Source organism: Parafrankia sp. EAN1pec, assembly GCF_000018005.1.
In the GTDB taxonomy this organism is placed as follows: domain Bacteria; phylum Actinomycetota; class Actinomycetes; order Frankiales; family Frankiaceae; genus Parafrankia; species Parafrankia soli.
On the sequence record NC_009921.1, the window covers coordinates 4,274,342 to 4,292,540 of the forward strand.

Here is an 18,199-nt window from a genome sequence, read left to right on the forward strand (position 1 = left end):
ACACTATGCGTCCCGACTTCGCTGGAGGTCGTCCGTTTTATTGACCCTGTTCGCGCTGGTTCTGGATCAGTGACGTCAGCAGCGCGTCGAGGTGCGCCGTCGGGTCGAAGGCCGGGCCGGGGATGGCCAGCTGGTGCAGGACAAGGCCGGTCAGGTAGTTGCCGACGACGTGGGTGTGGTGGTCCGGGTCCGTCGAACCAACCAGACGCAGCCAGGTGCCGAACCAGGCGCTCACCCGGGCTCCGGTGGCCGCCAGCTGTGCCCGTAGCTCAGGCCGGCGGGAAGCCTCGACGAGGATCGCGTACCGGGACAGGGTCAGTGTCCGGTTACGGCCCACGCTGTCACGGGCGAAGGCGGCCAGCCCCTTGGCCAGGTCCGAGGTCGTCCGCGGCGCCAGGTGCGCGGCCACCTCCTCCCAGTTCGCCCGCTCCCGCGCCGCGAACCGCTCCACGATCGCATCGAACAGGGCGTCCCTGGTCCGGAAGTGGTTGGACGTCGACCCCGCGGTCAGACCCGAGGCGGCATCCACGGCGCGGTGTGTCAACGCCCGAACTCCCTCCCGCCCCAGCAGGTCGATCGCCGCGTCAAGAAGGTCATCGCGCCGGCTGGCCACGTCCGAACACTACATCTATAGTTCGAGGCACTACAAGTGTAGTGGGTCCGCCCGACTGTCCGCTTGTCCACCGGGAGCCGGGGCAGGCCGGGGGCATCCTGCCGCCGGCGGGTCGAGCGGACACGGCGCGGCCGATCCCGACTGTCCGGCGCCGCCTTCCCCCGCACGCCCAGCGTCGAGCCGGACGGTTTCGAGATCGGCCCGGAAGCCCGCGAGGGTCGGCATCCGCATTCGCGCCGCCCGGGAACCCGGACGATCGTCACGGCCGGCGGAGGGGTGGATCCATCGGTCAGGGCCCGTCGACTCTCCTCGCACGCCGTGGCACGTCCCGCCGCGCTCGGATCCGGCGCGGACTGAACGTGGTGCCGGTCGGGGTCCGGCGGCCTGGTGTGGCGTGGTACTGGTCGGAGTCCGGCGGTGTGCTGTGGTGCGGTGCTGGTCGGGGTTCGGGCGCGTCGGAGCGTCGCACCTATCTGTCGGGGTTCTCCCCGAACTCCACACGAAGGTCAGGAGACTCATCGACGAGCCGCGTCCGATCCGAAGCGTCAGGAGAGCATCGCTCGTCCTCTCCTGTCTCCCCCGCGAACAGCGCGGAGAAGCGGTCGTGCAGGAGTAGCGCATCCTTCGGGTCAGCGCCGTCCGATGGGCCGATCTCCATGAACATGGACCCCGTCCTCCCGTGGATGTCACTTGAGCATCTCGTGATCCCTCCACGTCATCAGCCAGGCAACGAACCTGCAAGACTCCCATTCGCCGGCCTCTTCGGGGCGCTGCCCCGGACCCCGGCCCTTCCTCTGATCTCCTCCGACGCCGCCCGGCCGCCGGACGAGTGGACGCCGGACCGGGCGGCCGGACCGGTGCGGCCCTCAGCCTCTGCCGACCAGGTGCGGCAGGGCCGGATCACCGGCATCGCCGAGGATCGACGCCAGGTGGCCGGCTATCGCGACCACCGTGGGATGGTTCCACAGCAGCGTCGCGGGAAGGGCGATGCCGAACTCGCGTTCCAGCGCGATGCGTACGGAGGCGGCGAGCAGCGAGTCGACCCCCGCCTCGGTGAGCGGCTGGTTCGGGTCGAGTCCGGTCACGCCCGTGCCGAGGACGGCCGCGACCCGGCCGCCGACCACGCCCAGCAGGTGGTCGGCCAGCTCGTTGCCCCGCAGGCCGATCCAGTCCGGCACGTCGGCCGGTGCCGCCGCGTCGGTGGTCGCCAGCTCGGACAGCAGCGCCGGCCGAGGCCCGGTGTGCCCGCGGGCGAGCCCGAGCACGGCGACCAACGGTGAGCCAGGCGCACCGGCCCTGGCCGCTGATGCCGCCGCGGCGGCGGTCTGGTCGAACGCGCGCAGCGCCTCGTCCGGTGAGATCGGCGTCGTGCCGCGGGCGGCGAGCTCCATGTCCGTGGTGTCGCCCGAGGTCGCCATCCCCAGGCCCTGCCAGCTCGTCCACGCGATGCTCACCGACTCACAGTGACCGGCGGTCCGCCGGTGCGCGGCGAGGACGTCCAGGAAGGTGTTCGCGGCTGCGTAGGCGCCCTGGCCCGGCAGGCCCAGCAACGGGCCGGCCGAGGAGAACAGCACGAAGAAGTCGGTGCTGCCTGGTGGGAACAGCTGGTGCAGCACCCACGCGCCGTCCACCTTCGGTGCGAGCACCTCGCGCAGCCGTGTGTCGTCGAGGCGGCGCAGCAGCTCGCCGTGCACGACGCCGGCGGCATGCACGACGCCCCGGACGGGGGGCAGGCGCGCGACGTCGAGCGCCGCGCGGATCGCCGCCAGGTCGGTGACGTCGGCCGCAACCGTGTGGACGGTGACCCCGGCAGCCTCCAGCCGCCGGATGGACGCGGCCCGTGGATCGTCGTCCGCCCAGGTCGCCCGCGGCGGCATGGGCGTCCGGCCGAGGAGGACAAGCCGGCGGGCCCCGCGCGCGGCCAGGTGCTCGGCGACGACGAGGCCGAGCACCCCCAGGCCCCCGGTGATCAGGTATGTGCTGTCGGAGCGGCAGGTGAACGCCTCGGCCGGACCCGGGGGCACGGGCAGCAGCCGCGGCACCAGGACCCTCGGCGCGGGGTCGTCCTGCACGGGGCGCTCGTGCGGGGCATCGTCCGGCGCGGGGTGGACGGGGCCGGCGCCGCCCGGCGCGGGAGCCGGCCCGACGGCGACCAGGGGCTCGGCGGGGGGCGTCGCGAACAGGTCCACGACCGTGTCGGCGTCCCAACCGCCGGTGGGCACGTCGACGACGGCTCCCCAGAACTCGGGATGCTCGGTGGCGGCCACCCGGCCGAGTCCCCACAGCGGTGCGTGCGCGAGGGCCCGCGGCCCGTCCGCGTCGCGGACACCCTGGGTCAGGCACCACAGCCGCGGTCGGGGCTCGGGGAGCGCGGCGATGCGCTGGACGAGGGCGGCGAACGCCGACGCGCAGTCGGCCGCCGGCGGCGGCGCCACCGGTGTCACCGGCGGTGCCGGCGGTGCCGGCGGTGCGAACACCACGTGTGCCGAGGTGGCCAGGGCATCCGGATCGTCGTCGACGACGGCCCCGTGTGCCGCGCAGGCCGGCGTGAGCTCGCGGGCCACCCGGTGTGATCCGAGCACGAGGATCGTGCGCCCGGCCAGCGGATCCGCGGACGCCGGCCCCGCGGCAGACGGCCCCGCGGCAGACGGGCCCGGGGCCGGCAGCCAGCTCATCTCGAAGCGGTCCGTGCCGCCGCGGCCGTCCAGGTCGCCGTCCAGCTCGCCGTAGCGCAGCCCGCGCAGCGCGGCCTCCGATCCGGAGCCCGGTCCGGACCGGGCTCCGGCTCCAGCTCCGGAGCCCTGGACCGTGACGTGCACGGTGTGCTTCTGTTCGGCGTCCAGCCACACCGAGACGCGCGCGGTGGCCGGTGGCGGGCCGGCCACCCGGACGTGGTCGATCCGCGCGGGCATCCGCAGGACGGCGGGCCCGGAGAAGATCACGGACGCGGCCGACAGCGCGGCGTCGAGCACCGCGGCCCAGCTGCGGGTCGCCTCCGTCGTCACCACGGCGGACATCGACCGTGGGCCCCGGCGGAGTTCGGTGATCGTCCACGGGTAGCCCATGTCCGCCACCCCGAGCTCGGCCAGCCGGGTCACGACGTGATCGTCGGGCAGGGTCTCGTTCTCTTCCTCGCCCGCGGGTTGAGAGCCCGTGGCGAGGTGATCACCGGCCTCGCCGGTGCCGGGGAAACGGCCCGCGGCTCCCTCACCCGGGTCCTGCGGCGCGGCGCCGTCCTCCGGCAGCGCCGTGGTGTGGGTCGACCAGCCGGCGGAAGGGCCGGCCAGCGAGCGGGTCACCAACCGCAGGCCAGCCTCGTCGTGGACGACCCGCAGCTCGATCGGCTCGCCCTCCGCCGGCACCACGACCGGCTGGCGCAGCGCGACCTGGCGGAGCTCCTCGGTCCCGGCCGCGGTGAGGAAGGTGTTCAGCAGGACGGCCGCCGGCACGATCTCCGTCCCGAGCACCGGATGTGTGCGTGGGTAGGGCCGGGTGCGGAAGTCCAGCGTGGTCCGCCACATCCGCTGCCGCGCGTCGGGCACGGCGAGGTCGGCGCCGAGCAGGGTGTCGGCGGGGAACTCGGCGCCCGCCGTCCCGTCCACCCAGTGGCGGGTGTGCCGCCAGGCGGTGGTGGGCAGGTCGACGGCGGGTGCGTCCGGGGCCGCCGGCCAGTTAACGCGCACCCCGTTGCAGTGCAGGGACGCGAGCGCGGTGAGCAGCGTCCGGCGCTGGGGCTTGTTCCGGCGCAGGCTCGGTACCACGACGCCGCCGGTGTCCGCCGGTGTTCCGGCACCGGCCGCGGCGAGCGTCTCGGTGATCGAATGGCTGACCACCGGGTGCGCCGACACCTCGAGGAACACCCGGTGGCCGTCGTCGAAGGCCGCGGCGACGGCCTCCCGGAAGCGGACGGGGTTGCGCAGGTTCGCGGCCCAGTAGACGGAGTCCAGGCGGGGCCGTGACCGCGGGTCGCCCACCGCGGTCACGTAGAGGGGCACGGTCACGGCACGGGGCCGCAGCTCCGCGGCGGCCGCGGCGAGGTCCGGGCACAGCGGGTCCATCTGGGGGCTGTGGAACGCCACGTCCGAGTCGATCCGGCGGACGGTCCAGCCCGCGTCGGCGGCCCGCGCGGCGACACGGTCGACCACCGGGATGTCCCCGGAGACCACCGTCGACGCCGGGGCGGCGGAGATCGCGGCGACGGCCCCGGCGGCGTCCGCTCCCATGTCCGCCAGCCAGGACTCGACCTCGTCGAACGACCGGTCGACCATCACCATGGCGCCACGCCCGGCGACCCGGCGCAGCAGCCTCGACCGCCGGCACACCAGCGTCGCGCCCTCGGTCTCGGTCAGCGCCCCCGCGGCGACCGACGCGGCGATCTCACCGACCGAGTGGCCGATCACCGCCCGCGGCACCAGGCCGTAGGCCCGCCAGACGGCGGACAGCCCGACCTGCATCGCGAACAGCATCGCCTGGATGACGTCCACCGAGCCCAGGTCACCGGACTCCAGCACCTCCAGCGGGCGGACCCCCAGCTCGGCGGCGAAGACCGGGTCGATCCGGTCGATCGCGGCGGCGAAGGCCGGCTCGTCGATCAGCAGCTCCCGCCCCATGCCCGACCACTGCGCGCCGTGCCCCGAGAACACCCACACGGCGCCGGGCGCCGTGCGGTGCGTGTGCGCGGCCGGGCCCGCGGGCAGGCCGGCGCGCGCGGCGGTGCCGGTGATGACGGCCGGGTCCGCCCGGCCCTCGGCGAGGGCGGCCAGGCCCGCCGACAACTCGGCCCGGTCCTCGGCGACGACCACCGCCCGCGCGCTGAGATGGGAGCGGCGGGTGGCCAGGGTGTCGGCGGCGGCAGCGAGGTCGGCGCGGGCGATCCCGGTGGTCAGCGCGGCCGCCAGGCGGGCGGCCTGGGCGGCGAGGCCCGCCTGGCTCGTCGACGACAGTGGGTAGAGGCGGAGGCCGGGTGCGGCCGTCCCTTCCGGGCCGCCGAGTCGGCCCGCCCGGTCCGCCGAGGCGGCGCGGGGCGGCGCCTCCTCGAGGACGACGTGGGCGATGGTGCCGCCGTACCCGTAGCTCGCCACTCCCGCTCGACGGGGATGACCGCTGGCCGGCCACGGAGTCGTCTCGGTCACCAGGCGCAGGCCGCTGGCCTCCCAGGGGATGTCGGACCGGGGACCGGACACCGTGCGGGTCGGCGGAACGACCCCGCGGCTGAGCGCCAGCGCCGTCTTGATCACCCCGGCGATGCCGGCCGCGGCCTCGGTGTGCCCGATGTTGGTCTTCACCGAGCCGATCAGGCACGGCCGCGGAATCCGTCCGCCGTCGCTGTCGCCCGGGTGGTGATCGGCGGCGCGGTTGCCGACGACGGCCGCCAGCGCGGCCGCCTCGATCGGGTCGCCGACCCGGGTTCCGGTCCCGTGCGCCTCGACGTAGTCCACCTCGGTCGGCGAGATGCCCGCGTCGGCGTAGGCCCGGCGCATCAGGTGCGCCTGGGCCTCGCTGCTCGGCGCCATGATGCCGTCGGTCCGCCCGTCCTGGTGGACGGCGCTCCCGCGCAGCACGGCGATGATCCGGTCGCCCGCGCGCTGCGCGTCGGAGAGCCGGCGCAGCACCACGATCCCGCAGCCCTCGCCCCGCCCGTAGCCGTCGGCGGCGGCGTCGAAGGCCTTGGAGCGGCCGTCCGGGGAGATCGCCCCGGCCCGGTCCAGCACCGTGGTCAGGCCGGGGCCCGCCATCAGCATCACGCCACCGGCGAGCGCGACCGGCACCTCGCCGCGCAGCAGGCTCAGGCGTGCCTGGTGCAGCGCGACCAGCGAGGAGGAACAGGCGGTGTCGACCGCAACGCTCGCGCCGCGAAGGTCGAGCGTGTACGAGATCCGGTTCGCCACGGCGCACAGCGACGCCCCGATGCCGGTCCAGGCCTGGACGCCGGGCAGGTCCTCCAACAGCCTGCGGCCGTAGTCGTCGGTGCCGACCCCCAGGAAGACCCCGGTGTCGGTCCCGGCGAGGTTGGTCGGGGGGATCCCGGCGTGCTCCAGCGCCTCCCAGGCGACCTCCAGCGCCATCCGCTGCTGGGGGTCGAGCTGGCGGGCCTCGGTGGGCGAGATCCCGAAGAAGGCGGCGTCGAAGCCGGCGATGTCGTCGATGAAGGCACCACGGTCGATGACGCGGGACAGCACCGTGGCCTCCTCCCGCGACCGGCCGCGGTAGGCGTCCCAGCGGCCCGCCGGCACGGGGCCGGCGGCCGTCCGGCCGGCCAGGAGGAACTCCCAGAAGGACCGCGGGCTGTCGATGCCCCCGGCGAACCGGCAGCCGATGCCGATGATCGCCACCCGGTCGTCGGGCGGCGGGCTGAACCTACTCATGTGTCACCGCGGCGGGTCGGGCGCCACCCGTCCTGGGCGGCGCGGAGGCGGAGGTGGAGGTGGATGCGCGGGGTATGGCGGGCGACGTCACCGGGCGCGGCGGCGCGCCGCGCCCGGCGGCGACGTGGATGTCGGCCGCGGCGGCGGTGCCGCGAGCGCGGGCCGGGTCGGGTCGGGCCGGGCGTAGAGCCAGTCGGTGTCGGAGTAGTCGTCGGCTCGGCGCTGCCGCAGCACCCGGTCGCGCAGCGCCACGGCCAACGGGTCTGTGGTGTGCCAGAGGCCGCCCCACACACGGGCCGCCCGCTGGCAGCGGGTCGCTCGGGGGAGTCGGACGTCCTGATAGGCGCGCAGGGCCGCCGGGACGGCGTCGCCGGTGGCCGGGCCCAACGCGGTGGCCAGCGCGAACGCGTCCTCCATCGCCTGGCACGCGCCCTGGGCGAGGTACTGCTGCATCGGGTGCGCCGCGTCGCCGAGGAGCGCCAGCCGGCCGTCGACCCAGTGGGGGAGCGGCTCGCGGTCCTGCACCGGCCAGTGCCGGTTCCGGTCGAGCTCGGCGACAGCCGTGCGCACCGGCGCGCACGCGTCCGCGAAGGCGGCGTCGAGCTCGTCCGGGCCGCCCCAGTCGGGCCGCGTGCCGAAGGTCGGGCTGCGGAAGACCGCCGCCTGATTGAAAAGCTCGTGGCGGCGGACGGGGTACTGCACGAGGTGCAGCTCGGGGCCGACCCACACCTGCACGTCGGGCGGGATGTCCCGCTCCGGCGGCGCGAGGCGCCGGTAGGTCGCATGCCCGCTGTGTACGACCTCGTCGGCGGCGATGTGGGTGCGCAGGCGCGAGTGCACGCCGTCGGCGCCGACCACCGCGTCCGCCCGGTGGACGCCGCCGTCCTCGCACTCCACTTCGGCATGCTCGGCACCGGTGCGGAGGTCGGTGACGGTCCGGACGTCCGTGACCGTCCGGCCCGTCTCGATCGTGACCCGTGGGTGCGCCTGGCAGTGCTCGAGGAGGACGGTGAGCAGGTCGTTGCGGTGCACCACCAGATAGGGGAAGCCGTAGCGGCCGCGGTAGCGCGCTCCGACGTCCAGGGCGGTGAGCGGGTCGCCGGTCAGCGCGTGGCGCATCACCAGGCGGTGCGGCGCGACGGAGACCGCCTCGACGTCACCGAGCACGCCGAGGCCGGCCAGGACCCGGGTGGCATTCGCCGCGAGCTGGATCCCCGCGCCGAGCTCGACGAACTGGTCGGCGCGCTCCACGACGTGCACCGCGCGGCCGGCGCGGGCCACGGCGAGGGCAGCGGACAGCCCGCCGATGCCGCCACCGACGACGAGCGTCGGCAGTGTGCCGGCGGGGCGGACCGGAGGGGGTGTGTCGGCGGCGGTCACTGGTACATGACCGCCTTGTTCCAGTCCTCGCCCGGCCCGAACAGGTAGCGGGCCTTGAGGATGTCCCGCTGCGCCCGCAGCGCCTCGGCCGGGACGATCGTGCCCGGAGACAGGCCGGTGACCTGGTGCGGGACGCCGAGTTCCCGGTCGATGGCCGCGCGCAGCTCCTTGACCGCGCGTTCGCGGGCCTCGTCAGCGACCTCGATCTCCACCCGCAGCACCGCCGGTTCGGCGACCGCGCGCCAGAAGACCACGTCGCAGGCCGCGGGAAGCCTGAAGACGAGCTCCTCGAGCTGCTGCTGGGTGACGGCGGCGGAGCCGACGGGGTACGCGAACGCCGCCCGGCCGAACACCCGCACCGTCGGCAGCTGCCAGCCGCACACACAGGGCGCGTCGGAGACCTCTACCTCGTCGGCGAGGTTGTACCGCAGCAGCGGCATGGCCTCGCGGAACAGCGGCGTCACCACGAGCTGGCCGCGCCCAGTCGGGCCGAGCGTCCCCGTCTCCGGCGACCAGACCTCGAAGATTGCCCGGTCGGCCCACAGGTGCATCGCGCCCGACGGGCACTGGCCGGCTATCGTGCCGGTCTCGGTCGAGCCGTACTCCTCGATCACCGGGACGCCGCCCCAGATCTCGCTGATGCGGTGCCTGCGGACGTCTGTGAGCGGCTCGGCGGCGACGAACATCGCGCGCAGCGCGGGGAAGTCCCGTTCCGGGCGCAGCCCCGCGGCCCGGGCGGCGGCGGCGAGCATCACCGCCTCGGTCGGGTTGCACCAGGTGAGGGTGACCTCCAGGTCGTGCAGCACCCGCACGATGCGCGACAACGGGGTGGCCAGCGACCGCAGGTCGCCCGGGACGACCGTGGCGCCGCACAGCCGGCCCGCGGCGTGCGCGAGATGGCCGGTGATGACCAGCGCGTACGGGGTGCGGACCAGCAGGGTGTCCGACGGGCTGATGCCGATCCACTTGCGGGCGAACCGTTCCGCCAGGTCGACCCAGTCCTTCTCGGTGTAGTAGGACGCGGTCGGGTCGCCGGCCGTGCCGCTCGACTCGTGGTAGGTCGCGAGCTCCGCACGCGGAACGGCGAGCATGCCGAACGGGTAGGCGTCGCGCAGGTCCTGCTTGGTGGTGAGGGGGAGGCCCGCGAAGTCGGCTGCGGTCCGCGGCGGATCGCCGCCGGCGTACCGGGCCGCGTAGAAAGGCGAGCGCAGCGCGGTCGCCAGGACTCGGGGCAGTTCGGCGCGCTGCAGGGCGCCAAGTTCGTCCGGGCTGGACCAGCTGTTTGGGTCAGGACGCGTCCACGGCATCGGGACTCCCGTTCGGGTGAGGTTCGTTGCGGCGTGCGTGTCAGGTGGACCGGCGACGTCCAGCACAGCACCGGTACGTGCGCCGGATCGTGAGTAGCCAGCACTCAACTCGGTCGTCAGCAGTGGGCCGGGAGTGCCGCGAAAAGAGTGCCGACGACCGCCGGGAAGCGGTTCCGGAAGCTGGGCCAACCGGAATCTTTGAGTAGTGACTACTCACGAGATCGGAATACGCGCCGTGTTCTGCTTTTCTCCGCGGCCGGCGGCCGGCAGCCGGGGGAGAGGCCCTGTTGATTGACGCGGAGGAGACATCTCACGATGAGGACCACGAATCTGTATCTCGCCGGGATCGGCAGCCATCTGCCGCCCCTGGAACCGGTCGAGCGGGCCGTCGCCGACGGCCGTTACGACTCCGCCGCCGCGAAGGCGTCCGGGATGCGCTCCGTGGCGGTCAGCGACTCGACTCCGGCCCCGGAGATGGCCATCGAGTCGGCCCGGGCGGCGCTGGCCGGCTCCCGGCACACCGCGGACGACATCGCGGTGCTGTACCACAGCTACACCCACCACCAGGGCCCGGACGGCTGGTCTGCGGTGCACTACATCCTGGGCAACACGGTCGACCGACCGGTGCCCGCGGTGGAGGTGCGCCAGGGCTGCCTGGGGATGATCGCCGGTGTCGAGGCGGCGGCGAACCGCCTCGTCGCCAATCCGACCCACGACGCGGCGCTGGTAACCACAGGCGACAACTTCTCCACGCCGCTGGTCGACCGCTGGCGTGGCTCGGGCCTGTTCCTGCTGGCCGACGCGGGTTCGGCGGTGGTCGTGTCGCGCCGGGCCGGATTCGCCGAGCTGCTCGCCGTCGGCTCGCTGTCGGATTCATCCATGGAGATCCTGCACCGGGCCGGCGAGGATCTCTTTCCGCCGGGAATCACCCGCGGCCGCGGACTGAACTTCGCCGAGCGGGCCGAGAAGGTGCGCGAGCAGTGGGCCGCCGGCCAGGCGCCGCCCATCAAGAATTTCGGCGACCGGGTCGCCGAGATCGCCGAGCGCACGCTGAAGGAGGCCGGTCTCACCCTTGAACAGGTGAGCCGGGTCTGCCATGTCGGTTTCGGCCGGCCCGCGCTGGAGGCCATGTTCCTAGTCCCGCTCGGCCTGCCCGCCGACAAGGACACCTGGGACTACGTGAACACCATCGGCCACACCGGCGCCGCCGACCTGTTCCTCGGCCTGGAGCACCTGTGGCGCACCGGCCAGGTGGGACCGGGTGACAACGTGCTGCTGATCGGCGCCAGCACGGGCATGGAAGCGGGAGCGGCCGTCGTGCGGATCACCGCGACGCCGGCGGAGTGGGAGCTCTGATGCTCGCCGGGTGCACCCCGTGGCCGGAGGAGGTGGCTCGCGGCTACCGGGAGAAGGGCATCTGGCGGGGGCAGACGATGGGCGCGCTGCTGGCCGATCTCGCCCGCCGCCACCGCGACAGCACGGCGCTGATCCACCGCGACCGCCGGATCAGCTACACCGAGCTGGACGCCTGGGCCGACCGGCTGGCCGCCGGGTTCGCCGCGCACGGTGTCGCGCGCGGCGAGCGCGTGGTGGTGCAGCTGCCGAACACGCCGGAGTTCATCGCGATCGTGTTCGGGCTGTCCCGGATCGGCGCCGTCCCGGTGTTCTCGCTGGTCGCGCACCGGGCGACCGAGCTGACCCACCTGGTGCGGCTGTCCGGGGCCACCGGATACGTGCTGCCCGAGTCCTACCGCGGCGTCGACCACCTCGCCCTGGCCCGGCAGCTCCGGGCGGCGACCGACACGCTGCGGACGATGTTCGTCCTCGGTGACGCCGCCGACGGCTTCGTCGCCCTCTCAGCGGTCGAGGCCGCCGGCGACGTCGGCCGCGTCGGCGCCGGCATCGCCGCGTACGAGGCCCCGCGGGAGCCCATGCCGCCGGCCGCCGACCCGTCCGACGTGGCGTTCTTCCTCCTCTCCGGCGGGACGACGGCGTTGCCGAAACTGATCCCGCGCACCCACGACGACTACGTGTACCAGTCCGAGCTGGCCGCCCAGGTGTGCGAGATGTCCGCCGATGACGTCTACCTGGCCGCGCTGCCCGTCGAGTTCAACTTCGCCTTCGGCTGCCCGGGAGTGATCGGCACGCTGCAGACCGGCGGGACGGCGGTGCTCGCCGACACTCCGAACCCGCTGGACTGCTTCCTGCTCGTGGAACGGCACGGCGTGACGGTGACCGCGATGGTCCCCTCCGTCGTGGCGCTGTGGCTGGACGCCGCCGAGTGGAACGACGCGGACCTGTCGAGCCTGCGCCTGGTCCAGGTCGGCGGCGCCCGGATGACCCGCGAGTTCACCGCCCGCATCGGGCCTGGCCTGGGCTGCTCGCTCCAGCAGGTGTTCGGGATGGCGGAGGGCCTGCTCTGCTTCAGCCGCCCCGACGACCCGGCCGAGGCGGTGCTGACGACGCAGGGCCGCCCGATCTCGCCCGCTGACGAGGTGCTCATCGTCGGGCCGGACGGCGACCCGCTGCCCGGCGGCGAGATCGGCGAGCTGGTCACCCGTGGTCCGTACACGCTGCGCGGCTACTACCGGGTGCCGGAGTACAACGCGCGGGCGTTCACCCCGGACGGCTTCTTCCACACCGGTGATCTCGCCCGGCTGACCCCGGCCGGCGACCTGGTGATCGAAGGCCGGATCAAGGAAATGATCATTCGGGGCGGGGACAAGATCTCGGCCGGCGAGGTCGAGGACCACCTGCTCGCCCACCCCGGCGTCACCGCGGCGGCCGTGACCGCCGTCCCCGACGACCTGCTCGGTGAGCGGATCTGCGCCCACCTGATCGTCGACGGGCCGGCCCCGTCGCTGGCCGAGCTCAAGCGGGCCATGCACGCGCGCGGCGTCGCCGACTACAAGCTGCCCGACGCCGTCCGGTTCGTGACCGAGTTCCCGCTCACCCCGCTCGGGAAGATCGACAAGTTGGCGCTGGCCGCGGCGGCCGCGTCCGAACGGAAGGCTGACGTGTGACCGGCATCCCCGTACCGACCGAGGCCGCCCTGCGCGACGTCGTGGCGTCCGCGCTCGGCCTCGCGCCCGCGGACCTCGACCCGGACGCGAACCTCGTCGTGCTCGGCCTGAGCTCCCTGGAGATCATGCGGCTGGTCGGCATCTGGCGGCGCCAGGGCGTGCCCGTGGACTTCGACCGGCTGGTCGCGGACCCGACGCTCACCGGCTGGCTGGCGCACTTCGCCGAGCTGACGCCCGCCGCCGACCGGTCGACGGAGGTGACCCGGTGAGCGCCCTGCTGATCACCGGCGGCACGGTCTACACCGCGGACGAAGCCGAGCGTGTCGTGCCGGGCGGCGCCCTGCTGTCCCTGGACGGCGAGATCGTCGCGGTCGGCACCGCGTCCGAGGTCGCGGAACGGGTCGCCGAGCTCGCGCCGGACGTCCAGGCCGGCGTGGAGACCGTGGACGCCCGCGGGATGCTCGTCCTGCCCGGGCTGGTGAACGCCCACTGGCACGAGATGTTCTCGATGCGGTTCCCGATGCGGGGAGTGCTGCGCCCGTCGTCGGACCGCGAGGACAAGGCCGTCTTCATGGGCGCAGGCGGCGACATCCACCAGATCTCCGGGATGTTCGACTCGTTCGGCCCGATGATCGAGGCGATGACGCCCGACGAGGGCCGGGCGATCGCCGAGTACTCGATGTGGACCCAGCTGCGCGGCGGGGTCACCACCCTGGGCGACATGGGGTCGCTCAACCGGCCCGCGTCCATGGTCGCCGCCGCGCAGGCGCTCGGCATCCGCTTCTCCGCCAGCACCTGGGCCTCGGACGCGATCTGCCCGCCGGGCGGCTCGCGCTTCGTGCGCACCCGGGACGCCGACACGGTGCTCAGCGGCGTCGAGTCGCTGCTCAAGACGGTGGGCGCCGACCCGACCGGGCTGCTGCGGGTCCGTCCCAGCATCGCCTACGTGACCAACATGACCGACGAGCTCGGCCGCGGGATGGCGGAGCTCGTCAACGCGGAGGATCTCGGGTTCGCCACCCACGTGGGCGCGCTGCGCAACGAGGTGGAGGTGATGCGGACCTTCCACGGCACCACCGGGGTGCGCCGCCTCGCCGAGCTCGGCCTCGTCAACGACCGGCTCATGGCCGCGCACTGCGCGTTCGTGGACGACGACGAGCGGCAGCTCCTGCTCGACGCGGGGGTGCACATCAGCCACTCGCCGGCCAAGTACGGGCCGTCCGGGGAGTCGTCGCTGACGGAGACCGCCGTCGTCCCGGCGCTGCGCCGGGCCGGGCTGGAGGTGTCGCTGTCCACCGACGGCGCGGCCATGCCGATCGCCGGCATGGCCGAGACGATGCGGGCCGCCTGGCAGATGTACAACGAGATGAGCGCCGACCAGACCGAGGTGCGCGCCAGCGACGCGCTGGCGATGGCCACCCGCATCGCGGCCCGCGGCCTGCGCTGGGAGGGCATCGGGAGCCTGGCACCCGGCTACCAGGCCGATGTGGTGCTGGTGCGGGCCGACGACTGGCGGTACGTGCTCAACCCCAGGCCGATCGAGGGCTTCCTGTGGCTGGGCGGGTCCACCGACGTGGACACCGTCATCGTCGCGGGCCGCACGCTGCTGCGCGGCGGGAGGAGCCTCGCCGTCGACGAGCGGGAGCTCGAGGCGCGCTACCTCTCGGCGCTGGCCTCCTTCACTACCCGGGTGGTGAAGGTCCCGGCCGACGTCGTCGACCGCGCGATGCGCCAGGCCGCCCGATGACCACGACGGCGCAGACCACGACGGCGCAGACCACGACGACACCGAGGGCGGGGGGCTCCACCGCGCCCGGCGGGCCGTCATCCGGCGGCGTGACGCTGGTGACCGGGGCCGCGGGCGGGATCGGTGCGTCGGTGGCGCGCTCACTCGCCGTCGGGGGCACGCCGGTGGCGCTCGTCGACAGCTCCGCCGAGCCGCTGTGGCGGCTCGCCGACGAGCTGGCCGGCGCGGGCCGGCGGGTGCTCGCCGTCGCCGCGGACGTCACCGTCAGCGCCGACGTCGACGCCGCGGTCGCGAAGGTCGAGGCGGAGCTGGGCGCCATCGGCGGGCTCGTCAACGCGGCCGGTGTCCTGCGGACGGGGGCCGTCACCGCGCTCGCCGACGAGGACTGGGAGTAGACGCTCGCGGTGAACGCCGGCGGGGTCTTCCACGTCTGCCGCGCGGTGGCCCGCCGGATGGTTCCCCGCGGTGCCGGATCGATCGTCACCGTCGCCTCGAACGCGGCGCGCACGCCGCGGACCGGGATGGCGGCGTACGGGGCGTCCAAGGCCGCCGCGACCATGATCACCAAGGTGCTCGGCCTGGAGCTGGCCGGTCACGGAATCCGCTGCAACATCGTCGCCCCCGGTTCGACGCGCACTCCGATGCTCACGGCGCTGGCCGGCGACGCCGCCGAGCGTGCGTCGATCGAGGGCACCGCGGCGACCTTCCGCCTCGGCATTCCCACCGGACGGATCGCCGAGCCCGACCAGATCGCGGACGCGGTGCTCTTCCTGCTCTCCGACCGGGCCGCCCAGATCACCCTGCACGAGCTGACCGTCGACGGCGGGGCCACGCTCGGCGCCTGACCGTCGCACGAAGGCGACCGCCGCGCGGAAACGCGCAGAAAGGAACGGACCGCGGTCATGGGGATCACTCCGATCGAGTCCTATCCGATGCCGACCCCGGCCGACCTGCCCGCGAACATCGCGTCGTGGCGGGTCGAACCCGAGCGTGCCGTCCTGCTCATCCACGACATGCAGCACTACTTCCTCGCACCGTTCGCGCGTGGCGCGCAGCCGCACACCGACCTCGTCCACAACGTGCGCGCGCTGCGCGAGCGGTGCGCACAGCTCGGGATTCCGGTGATGTACTCGGCGCAGCCCGGCGGCATGAGTAGTCGGGACCGCGGGCTCCTGGCGGACTTCTGGGGGCCGGGAATGACCGCGCAGGCCCGCGACCGGGGCATTCCCGACGAGCTCGCGCCTGCCCCGGCCGACACCGTGCTCACCAAGTGGCGGGCCAGCGCCTTCCACCGCTCGCCGCTGCTGGAGCTGATGCGCGACGCGGGCCGTGACCAGTTGATCGTCTGTGGTGTGTACGCGCACGTCGGAGTGCTGCTCACCGCCGCCGACGCGTTCGCGAACGACATCCAGGCCTTCGTCGTGGCCGACGCGGTGGCCGACTTCACCCCCGAGTTCCACCGGATGGCGCTGGACTACGTCGCCATCCGGTGCGGGGCCGCCGTGGTGGCGGCCGACGTCCTGGGCTGGCTCGGCGCCTCCGGCGCCGCGTCGGCCGCGTCGGCGTCGGCGTCGACGGCGACGGCGACGGCGACGGCGGCCGGGTCGCCGGCGGGCGTGTTCGCCGTGGCGAACGGGGGCGGTGAGGAGCGGAGATGAGCATCCCGTCCCAGCGGAGCGAACCGGCCGGGCTTGCCGAGCTCCTCGACGCGCAGGACGCCCGACCGGAGGCGTTCGCCCTGCTGCACCGGCCCGACAGCGGGCCCGCCGGGCAGGTCGAGCTGTTGCGGGGGACGTTCGCGGAGATCGCCGGCACTGCGGACCTGCCGATCCCGGCCCACGGGCCGCCCGGCACTTACCACACCCTGGCCCTGCTGCCGTACCGGCTGATCGGCGAGCGCGGGTACGAGCATCACGACGACGGCGAGCCGCTGCTCGCGATGACCGTCACCGGCGAGCACCGCATACCGGTCGACGACGTCCTGCGCCACGTCCAGGACTGGCCGATCGACGTCGGCGACGGGTACTTCGACCTGGGTGACGACGAGTACGCCGAGCTGGTCCGCCGGGTGCTCGCCGAGGAGATCGGGTTCGGCGCCGGCGCCAACTTCGTGCTGAAGCGCACGTACATGCTCCAGGTCGACAACTGGTCGGTGCGGACGGCGCTGGCGTTCTACGGCCGGCTGCTCGCCGGCGAACTCGGGGCCTACTGGACGTTCCTGATCCACACCGGCGACCGGACGTTCGTCGGTGCGAGCCCGGAGCGGCACGTCAGCCTCGACGCGGGCACCGCGGTGATGAACCCGATCAGCGGCACGTACCGCTATCCGTCCGGCGGGCCGAGCGTGGCCGGCGTGCTGGAGTTCCTCGCCGACACCAAGGAGACCAACGAGCTGTACATGGTCCTCGACGAGGAGCTCAAGATGATGAGCCGGGTCTGCGACGACGTGCGCGTCGTCGGCCCGGGTCTGAAGGAGATGGCCCATCTCGCGCACACCGAGTACCGGATCGTCGGGCGCAGCTCCCGCGACGTGCGCGAGATCCTGCGGGAGACCCTGTTCGCCCCGACGGTGACGGGTAGCCCGCTGCAGAGCGCCTGCCACGTCATCGCGAAGTTCGAGCCGTCCGCGCGGGGCTACTACGCGGGGGCGGCCGCGCTGATCGGCTGGGACGCACTCGGCGGCCAGCGGCTCGACTCCGCGATCCTGATCCGCACCGCCGACGTCGACAGCACGGGCCGGATGCGGGTCGGGGTCGGCGCCACGCTGGTGCGCGACTCCCACCCGGCGGCGGAGACCGACGAGACCCGCGCCAAGGTGGCCGGCCTCCTGCACGCGCTGCGTCGCCCCGTCGTCCGGCTCGGTCGGTCCTCGCCCTCGAGCGGGCCCGCGGTGTCCGACCGGCCGGTGGCCGACCGGCCGGTGTCCGACCGGCCGGAGTCCGGGCAGAGGGCGCCACGGGCCACCGCGACAGGGCGGGCACGTGGACCGGCCGCCGGGCCGCGGGCGGCCGGTCCACGTCGCCCCGGTGCCCCCCTCGGCGAGGATCCGGCGGTACGGGCGGCGCTGGCGAGCCGGAACCTCCCGCTGGCGCCGTTCTGGCTGACGCCGGCGCAGACTCGTCCGCGCGACCGGGGCCGCCTGCTGATCGTGGACGCGGAGGACACCTTCACGGCGATGGGGGCGGCTCAGCTGGGCGCCCTCGGATTCGACGTCACGGTCCGCCGCTTCGACGAGCCTTACCAGATCGAGGGGGTCGACCTCGTCGTCCTCGGCCCCGGGCCGGGCGATCCACTGGACGGCGCGGATCCCAAGATCGCCAGCTTGCGGGCTGTCACCAGGAGCCTGCTGAACCTGGATGTGCCCTTCCTGTCGGTGTGCCTGAGCCACCAGGTGCTCTGCGACCTGCTCGGCCTACCGGTGATCCGGATGGCGGTTCCCAACCAGGGCGTGCGGCGGACCGTCGATCTGTTCGGCCAGTTGGAGCCGGTGTACTTCTACAACACCTTCGTCGCGATTCATCCGAGTGACCTGCTCGAGGGCGGGCCGGGAGTCGGACCGGTCGAGGTGGCCCGTGACCTGACCACGGGCGAGGTGCACGCGTTGCGGGGTGCCGGGTTCGCCTCCATGCAGTTCCACGCGGCCTCGGTGATGACCCGCGGCGGCCTGACGCTCATGGACACCCTGGTCACCGGTGTGCTGCGGGACCGGTGACGACGACCCTTCGTGGTGGCCGGTGGCCGGTGGCCGGTGGCTGGCGGTCGGC

General features: G+C 74.0%; 11 protein-coding genes and 1 pseudogene. 7 read left to right on the forward strand and 5 right to left on the reverse strand.

The features are described from left to right. Positions 1-37 precede the first annotated feature (37 nt). From FRANEAN1_RS17450 to FRANEAN1_RS17470, 5 genes are all read right to left on the reverse strand, one after another. The gene (locus FRANEAN1_RS17450; RefSeq protein WP_020461146.1) at positions 38-613 is read right to left on the reverse strand and encodes a TetR/AcrR family transcriptional regulator; all 576 of its coding nucleotides are present in this window, start codon (positions 611-613) and stop codon (positions 38-40) included. Positions 614-1,082: 469 nt separating this feature from the next. After that, positions 1,083-1,277, reverse strand: a complete 195-nt coding sequence (locus FRANEAN1_RS17455; RefSeq protein ID WP_041254310.1) for a hypothetical protein — start codon at positions 1,275-1,277, stop codon at positions 1,083-1,085. 202 nt (positions 1,278-1,479) lie between these two features. After that, complete coding sequence (locus FRANEAN1_RS17460; RefSeq protein ID WP_020461147.1) at positions 1,480-6,978, reverse strand: type I polyketide synthase; 5,499 nt, start codon at positions 6,976-6,978, stop codon at positions 1,480-1,482. 87 nt (positions 6,979-7,065) lie between these two features. Continuing rightward, entirely contained in the window at positions 7,066-8,358 is a 1,293-nt protein-coding gene (locus FRANEAN1_RS17465) for an FAD-dependent monooxygenase (RefSeq protein ID WP_020461148.1), read from the reverse strand. Next, positions 8,355-9,665 (reverse strand): AMP-binding protein, encoded by a 1,311-nt coding sequence (locus FRANEAN1_RS17470; protein WP_020461149.1) that lies wholly within the window; start codon positions 9,663-9,665, stop codon positions 8,355-8,357. Before FRANEAN1_RS17470 ends, FRANEAN1_RS17465 begins: the two co-directional genes overlap by 4 nt. A gap of 315 nt (positions 9,666-9,980) precedes the next feature. On the opposite strand from FRANEAN1_RS17470, the gene FRANEAN1_RS17475 reads away from it, so the two are divergent. The 7 genes and pseudogenes from FRANEAN1_RS17475 to FRANEAN1_RS17505 all read left to right on the forward strand — a co-directional run bounded on the left by FRANEAN1_RS17475 (position 9,981) and on the right by FRANEAN1_RS17505 (position 18,147). Further along, positions 9,981-11,021, forward strand: a complete 1,041-nt coding sequence (locus FRANEAN1_RS17475; RefSeq protein ID WP_020461150.1) for a ketoacyl-ACP synthase III family protein — start codon at positions 9,981-9,983, stop codon at positions 11,019-11,021. Beyond that, a complete protein-coding gene (locus tag FRANEAN1_RS17480) occupies positions 11,021-12,688 on the forward strand; it encodes an AMP-binding protein (RefSeq protein WP_020461151.1) in 1,668 nt (555 codons plus the stop codon). The genes FRANEAN1_RS17475 and FRANEAN1_RS17480 overlap by 1 nt, the downstream gene beginning before the upstream one ends. After that, a complete protein-coding gene (locus tag FRANEAN1_RS17485) occupies positions 12,685-12,957 on the forward strand; it encodes a phosphopantetheine-binding protein (protein ID WP_020461152.1) in 273 nt (90 codons plus the stop codon). The genes FRANEAN1_RS17480 and FRANEAN1_RS17485 overlap by 4 nt, the downstream gene beginning before the upstream one ends. After that, positions 12,954-14,435 (forward strand): amidohydrolase family protein, encoded by a 1,482-nt coding sequence (locus FRANEAN1_RS17490; RefSeq protein ID WP_020461153.1) that lies wholly within the window; start codon positions 12,954-12,956, stop codon positions 14,433-14,435. The genes FRANEAN1_RS17485 and FRANEAN1_RS17490 overlap by 4 nt, the downstream gene beginning before the upstream one ends. 89 nt (positions 14,436-14,524) lie before the next feature. Beyond that, positions 14,525-15,280, forward strand: a pseudogene (locus tag FRANEAN1_RS43575) (2,3-dihydro-2,3-dihydroxybenzoate dehydrogenase). Positions 15,281-15,337: 57 nt separating this feature from the next. Continuing rightward, positions 15,338-16,093: an isochorismatase family protein gene (locus tag FRANEAN1_RS17500; RefSeq protein ID WP_020461154.1), complete on the forward strand. Its 756-nt coding sequence runs from the start codon at positions 15,338-15,340 to the stop codon at positions 16,091-16,093. Next, entirely contained in the window at positions 16,090-18,147 is a 2,058-nt protein-coding gene (locus FRANEAN1_RS17505) for a phenazine-specific anthranilate synthase component I (RefSeq protein ID WP_020461155.1), read from the forward strand. The genes FRANEAN1_RS17500 and FRANEAN1_RS17505 overlap by 4 nt, the downstream gene beginning before the upstream one ends. Positions 18,148-18,199 lie beyond the last annotated feature (52 nt).

Bases quoted from the DNA above. Each gene is read 5' to 3' on its own strand.
- FRANEAN1_RS17455 (WP_041254310.1), bottom strand. From the start codon at position 1,277: ATGTTCATGGAGATCGGCCCATCGGACGGCGCTGACCCGAAGGATGCG.
- FRANEAN1_RS17460 (WP_020461147.1), bottom strand. From the start codon at position 6,978: ATGAGTAGGTTCAGCCCGCCGCCCGACGACCGGGTGGCGATCATCGGC.
- FRANEAN1_RS17470 (WP_020461149.1), bottom strand. From the start codon at position 9,665: ATGCCGTGGACGCGTCCTGACCCAAACAGCTGGTCCAGCCCGGACGAA.
- FRANEAN1_RS17475 (WP_020461150.1), top strand. From the start codon at position 9,981: ATGAGGACCACGAATCTGTATCTCGCCGGGATCGGCAGCCATCTGCCG.
- FRANEAN1_RS17480 (WP_020461151.1), top strand. From the start codon at position 11,021: ATGCTCGCCGGGTGCACCCCGTGGCCGGAGGAGGTGGCTCGCGGCTAC.
- FRANEAN1_RS17500 (WP_020461154.1), top strand. From the start codon at position 15,338: ATGGGGATCACTCCGATCGAGTCCTATCCGATGCCGACCCCGGCCGAC.
- FRANEAN1_RS17505 (WP_020461155.1), top strand. From the start codon at position 16,090: ATGAGCATCCCGTCCCAGCGGAGCGAACCGGCCGGGCTTGCCGAGCTC.